The 5361-nt window shown below is 73.0% G+C and carries 6 protein-coding genes; 3 read left to right on the forward strand and 3 right to left on the reverse strand.

Annotated elements, in window-relative coordinates:
- The 3 genes from GXP76_RS33770 to GXP76_RS33780 all read right to left on the reverse strand — a co-directional run.
- On the reverse strand, window positions 1-1234 hold a 1234-nt coding region (locus GXP76_RS33770; protein WP_242575437.1), incomplete at its 3' end, for a serine/threonine-protein kinase.
- Between the two features lie 113 nt (window positions 1235-1347).
- Window positions 1348-1821 (reverse strand): MarR family winged helix-turn-helix transcriptional regulator, encoded by a 474-nt coding sequence (locus GXP76_RS33775; protein WP_242575438.1) that lies wholly within the window; start codon window positions 1819-1821, stop codon window positions 1348-1350.
- Window positions 1818-2414, reverse strand: a complete 597-nt coding sequence (locus tag GXP76_RS33780; RefSeq protein ID WP_242575439.1) for a type 1 glutamine amidotransferase family protein — start codon at window positions 2412-2414, stop codon at window positions 1818-1820. The genes GXP76_RS33775 and GXP76_RS33780 overlap by 4 nt, the downstream gene beginning before the upstream one ends.
- 200 nt (window positions 2415-2614) lie before the next feature.
- Between GXP76_RS33780 and GXP76_RS33785 the strand changes: the two genes are divergently transcribed.
- From GXP76_RS33785 to GXP76_RS33795, 3 genes are all read left to right on the forward strand, one after another.
- Entirely contained in the window at window positions 2615-3994 is a 1380-nt protein-coding gene (locus GXP76_RS33785; RefSeq protein ID WP_242575440.1) for an aspartate aminotransferase family protein, read from the forward strand.
- A gap of 122 nt (window positions 3995-4116) precedes the next feature.
- Window positions 4117-4818, forward strand: a complete 702-nt coding sequence (locus tag GXP76_RS33790) for a GntR family transcriptional regulator (RefSeq protein ID WP_242575441.1) — start codon at window positions 4117-4119, stop codon at window positions 4816-4818.
- Window positions 4819-4829: 11 nt separating this feature from the next.
- On the forward strand, window positions 4830-5361 hold a 532-nt coding region (locus tag GXP76_RS33795; RefSeq protein WP_242575442.1), incomplete at its 3' end, for a glycosyltransferase.

The following is a 5361-nucleotide window of genomic DNA, read 5'->3' on the forward strand; positions in this document are numbered from 1 at the left end:
ACGCCTGGGGCTGCGGCGGCAGCGGTGCCGGCGGGGGGCCCGCGTCCGGCGACGCCGCACCGATCATCGTCGCCATGCCGTGTACGCCGTGCCCGCCGCCCTGGCCGGGTCCGCCGGGCGGCGGCGGTGTCGAAGCCGGTGCCGGGGCCGGCTTCGACGGCTCCAGCGGCGGCGGCTTGGGCACCGACGCCTCCGACGCCTCCGACGCTTCGGACGGCGGCTCCGGCCGCTTCGAGAACGCCAGTTCCGTACGCGCCCCGGGCTCCTCGTGGTCCAGCAACTGCACCGCGTGGCTGCCCAGTTGGGCGAGCAGTGCGCCGGGCAGCCAGGGCTCGTCGTTGTCCGGCTCACCCACCCGGGCCAGGATCTGCGCGGGGGTCGGGCGTTGCGCGGGGTCCTTCTTCAGGCAGTCGGCCACCAACTCCCGCAGGCCCTCCGGAAGTTCGGTGAGGTCCGGCTCCTCCTGCGCGATCCGGAACATCAGCACGTGGACGGCGGTGTCGGCCGTACCGAACGGGAGCCGTCCCGTCGCCGCGTACGCCAGCACCGTCCCCAGACAGAACACGTCGCACGCGGGCGTGATCGGGGTGCCGCGCACCTGCTCGGGCGCCATGAAGCCCGGCGACCCGACGAGCCCGCCGGTCCGGGTCAGCCCGGCGCCGGTGACGGTCTCCATCGCGCGGGCGATGCCGAAGTCGATGACCTTCGGCCCCTCGATGGTGACGAGGACGTTGGACGGCTTGAGGTCGCGGTGGATCAGTCCGGCGGAGTGGATGTCCTGGAGGGCGTGGGCGAGACCCGAGCCGAGTATCCGCACCGAGCGCGCCGGCAGCGGCCCGTGCGCGCCGGCCCCGCCCGAACCCGGCGCGCCCGCACCCGATCCGCTCCCACCCGGCGCGCCCGCACCGGGTCCGCGTGTGCCGGAGACGATGTCCTGGAGCGCGGGCCCGGCCACGTAACCCGTCGCGACCCACGGCACCGCGGCCTCCGTGTTCGCGTCGAGCACCGGCGCCGTCCACGCGCCGCCGACCCGCCGGGCCGCGGCTACCTCCAGCCTGAAGCGGTTGCGGAACTCGTCCTGCTCGGCGAGTTCCCGGCGTACGAGCTTCACCGCGACCGTACGGCCCCGGTCCGAGCGCGCCAGATAGACCTGCCCCATGCCCCCCGCGCCGAGGCGCGCCAGCAGCCGGTAGGCGCCGATGCGCTGTGGATCTCCTGCAGCCAGCTTCTCCATGGCCGTACGGCCCTCCCCAGATGCCCAAGCCCAACGGGGCGAGGATAGTGCCGCAGTCGTCGCACTGCGCGGCCACGCGGAAACCGGTGACCGGCCCGTCGGCGGCGGACGCTCTACCGGTCCGGCCGGTGGCCGATCGCGTCCATCGCCTCCGAAAGCCGCTCCAGCACCCGCACCGTCTCGGCGAAGTCCGACTCCCCCAACTCCCGTGCGAGGCGGGTCGCGAGAGCCGCGTGGCCGGGCGTGATCCCGTGGACCGCCGCGCGGCCGGCGGCGGTCGGGGTGAGCAGTTTCGCGCGGCGGTGGGCCGGGTTCGGCTCGTACGCCGCCAGTCCGCGCTCGACCAGCAGATCCGCGATCCGCTGCACGCTCTGCCGGGTGATGCCCATCGCGCGGGCGATCCCGGAGACGGGCAGCGGCTGTGGCAGTACGGCTCCGAGTACCTGCCACCAGGCCGCCGTCAGACCGGCCGGCGCCGCCAACTCATCTGCCACGGTGAGGAATTGGCCGTTCAGCCGGAAGACGGTGAGCGCGCTCCTGCTGAGCATGTCGGCCGGGTCCGGTGCGGAGACGTCCCGTTCCGTCATGAGTTGAGGGTCTCGAACGCGCTCGCGTCCGAGTTCTTGAACAGCCGGTACCAGGCGTCCAGCTTCTCGCCCTCGTACACACCCAGCAGCGCGAAGATCTCGCGGGCGAAGGCGACGGGCTCGGTCGGGCCGGCCGTGATCACGTTGCCGTCCGTGACCGCGTCCGCGTCGCGGTAGTGCTCGCCGCCCGCGTACCCGGTGGCGTCCAGGTAGTGGCTGACGGCGCTGGTGTGCTCCCGGTCGTCCAGCAGCCCCTCGCGGGCCAGCCCCGCCGTGGCGCCGCAGATCGCGGCGACGGGGAAGCCCAGCCCCACGAGCCGCCGGGCGGCGCGGGCGAACGGCGCCAGATCGTCCCCGGCGTCCCAGAGTCCGGCGCCCGGGAGGATGAACACGGCCGTGTCGCCGGGCTCGCCGAGCTGTTCGAGCGCGAGGTCGGGCTCGATACGCAGACCGCCCATGGTGGTCACCGGCTCCGTCGTCGGGCCGACGGTCCGCACGGTGAAGCCGTTCTGTGCGAGATGCGCGGTGGCGTACCCGGTCTCCCAGTCGGCGAGTGTGTCGTACACGGCGAGGTACACGGTCTTGCCGGTCATGGTGGCCTCCTCGGTTGTATGACAGCAGCCTGTCATGTCGACAGCGTGCTGTCAATGCTCGGAGGGGTGCGCCGGGGGCGACGGTGCGGAGCGTGCGGCGCGCGCGGGCGAGCGAGGGGCGACAACCTGCCGAGTCCCGTCCCGCACACCAGACAGGATGGTCATTTCGGTCCCCGCCCGCCCCTCTCTACGCTGGCCGCATGACCCCTCACCTCGACGTCGACCCTCTCGACGCTGCCGACCCGAAGGCGGGCGCGGCCGTCAAGGCCGCCGACCGTGCGCATGTGTTCCACTCCTGGTCCGCCCAGGAACTGATCGATCCGCTCGCCGTCGCCGGCGCCGAGGGCTCGTACTTCTGGGACTACGAGGGCAACCGCTACCTCGACTTCACCAGCGGCCTCGTCTTCACCAACATCGGCTATCAGCACCCCGCCGTCGTGGCCGCGATCCAGGAGCAGGCGGGCAGGCTCACGACCTTCGCGCCCGCGTTCGCCGTCGACGTACGCTCCGAGGCCGCACGCCTCATCGCCGAGCGCACCCCCGGTGACCTCGACAAGATCTTCTTCACCAACGGCGGCGCGGAGGCCGTCGAGAACGCCGTACGGATGGCCCGGCTGCACACCGGCCGCCCCAAGGTGCTCTCCGCCTACCGCTCGTACCACGGCTCCACCTCCACCGCGATCAACCTCACCGGTGACCCGCGCCGCTGGGCGTCCGACTCCGGCAACGCGGGCGTCGTGCGCTTCTGGGCGCCGTTCCTCTACCGCTCACCCTTCTACGCCACCACCGAGGCGGAGGAGTGCGCCCGCGCGCTGGAGCACCTGGAGGCGACCATCGCCTTCGAGGGGCCCGCGACGATCGCCGCGATCATCCTGGAGACGATCCCCGGCACGGCGGGCATCATGACGCCGCCGCCCGGATACCTCGCCGGCGTACGGGAACTGTGCGACCGGCACGGCATCGTCTTCGTCCTGGACGAGGTGATGGCCGGCTTCGGCCGCACCGGTGAGTGGTTCGCCGCCGACCACTTCGACGTCGTGCCCGACCTGCTGACCTTCGCCAAGGGCGTCAACTCCGGTTACGTGCCGCTCGGCGGAGTCGCGATCTCCGCCGCCATCGCGGACACCTTCGCGACCCGCCCGTACCCCGGCGGCCTCACCTACTCCGGCCACCCGCTCGCCTGCGCGGCGGCCGTCGCGACACTGCGGGTGATGGCCGAGGAGAAGATCGTCGAGCACGCCGCGCACATCGGCGAGACGGTGCTCGGCCCCGGCCTGCGCGAACTGGCCGCGCGGCACCCCTCGGTGGGCGAGGTGCGGGGAACGGGCGTCTTCTGGGCGCTCGACCTCGTACGGGACAGGGAGACACGCGAGCCGCTGGTGCCGTACAACGCGACGGGCGAGGCGAACGCGCCGATGGCCGCGTTCGCCGCCGCGTGCAAGAAGGGCGGGCTGTGGCCGTTCGTGAACATGAACCGCACGCACGCCGTGCCGCCCTGCAACGTCACGGAGGCGGAGGCGAAGGAAGGGCTCACGATCCTGGACGCGGCCCTGTCGGTGGCGGACGAGCACGTGGTCTGAGGGTGTTCCGTCCCCGATCGCCGTACGGGCCCACGGCGGGCCCGTATGGCGATCGAGCGGGCGAAGGCCCCTCCCGGCACCTGGCTTAAGGTGTGCGAAGCCGGACGAGGGGACGACCATCAATGCCCGCCAGCGGAGCTGTGACCCGCAACACCCTGCGGCAGCAGATCGCGGACGCGCTGCGTGACGAGGTGCTGGCGGGGCGTTTGCTCCCGGGCGAGGAGTTCACCGTCAAGCACATCGCCGAGCAGTACGGCGTGTCGGCGACCCCCGTCAGGGAGGCGCTGGTCGACCTGTCCGCGCAGGGGCTGCTCGACTCCGACCAGCACCGGGGCTTCCACGTCCACCAGTTCACCGTCGCCGACTTCCGCGCCATGGTCGAGGCGCGCTCACTGATCGCGGACGGCATCTTCCGCCGGATCGCGGTGACCCCGATCGGCCGGGTGCGGTCGGAGACGCTGGTCTCGGTACGGCGCCGCGCCGAGGAGGCGGGGCGGGCGGCCAAGGGCGGGGACCTGGACATCCTGATCGGGTACGACCTGCGCTTCTGGCGGGAGCTGGCCGCGCTCGTCGCGAACCAGTACATCTGCGACTTCCTGCACCGGCTGCGCGTCCAGGCATGGGTGTTCTCCGTACCGTTCCTCCGCGCCGACGGCGCCTGCCGCGACTGGCTGTGGAGCGGGCACGAACAGCTGGTCGACGCGATCACGCTCGGCGACACGGAGGCCGCGCGGACGGTCGTGGAGGGCTGCGACGCGCACGCTCTGGCCTGGGCGGACCGGCTGGAGCCGGAGCAGCCGGAACCGGGACGTCCGCGGAAGTGAGCGGCTACGCGATGGGTGGACGTACGCGAGCGGGGTCCGGGTCGGGACCGGCGTCGGGCGCGGACCCGGGCACGGGTCCCGACCCCGTCATACCCGCGGGCGCCGGAGCGGACGGCGGCGACGGCGGGAGCGAGGGGAACGGGAGCGGGGTGGAGCTGACCGTCGTCGTCCCCGCGTACAACGAGGAGCGCCGGCTGCGGCCCACCCTCGACGCCATCTGCGCCCATCTGCGCGCCGACCCGGAGCGCTGGGGCGACTGGGAGCTGATCGTCGTGGACGACGGCTCGACGGACGGCACCGCGGCGATCGCGGCGCGGGCCGCCGCGGACGAGCCCCGCATCCATGTGCTGACGAGCGACGAGAACCGCGGTAAGGGGTACGCCCTGCGGCAGGGCGTACTGGCGTCGTACGGCAGGCGCGTACTGGTCACGGACGCGGACCTGGCGACGCCGATAGAGGAACTGGACACGCTGGACGCGCTGCTCGCGCCGGACGGCGGGGCGCCCGGCGACGAGTTCTCCCGGGGGACGGACGACGAGTCCT

Origin of the sequence: Streptomyces sp. NP-1717, assembly GCF_022695985.1 — a bacterium.
Taxonomy (GTDB): Bacteria; Actinomycetota; Actinomycetes; order Streptomycetales; family Streptomycetaceae; genus Streptomyces.

Coding starts and splice junctions, on each gene's coding strand:
- GXP76_RS33785 (WP_242575440.1), top strand. CDS start 2,615: ATGACCCCTCACCTCGACGTCGACCCTCTCGACGCTGCCGACCCGAAG.
- GXP76_RS33780 (WP_242575439.1), bottom strand. CDS start 2,414: ATGACCGGCAAGACCGTGTACCTCGCCGTGTACGACACACTCGCCGAC.
- GXP76_RS33790 (WP_242575441.1), top strand. CDS start 4,117: ATGCCCGCCAGCGGAGCTGTGACCCGCAACACCCTGCGGCAGCAGATC.
- GXP76_RS33775 (WP_242575438.1), bottom strand. CDS start 1,821: ATGACGGAACGGGACGTCTCCGCACCGGACCCGGCCGACATGCTCAGC.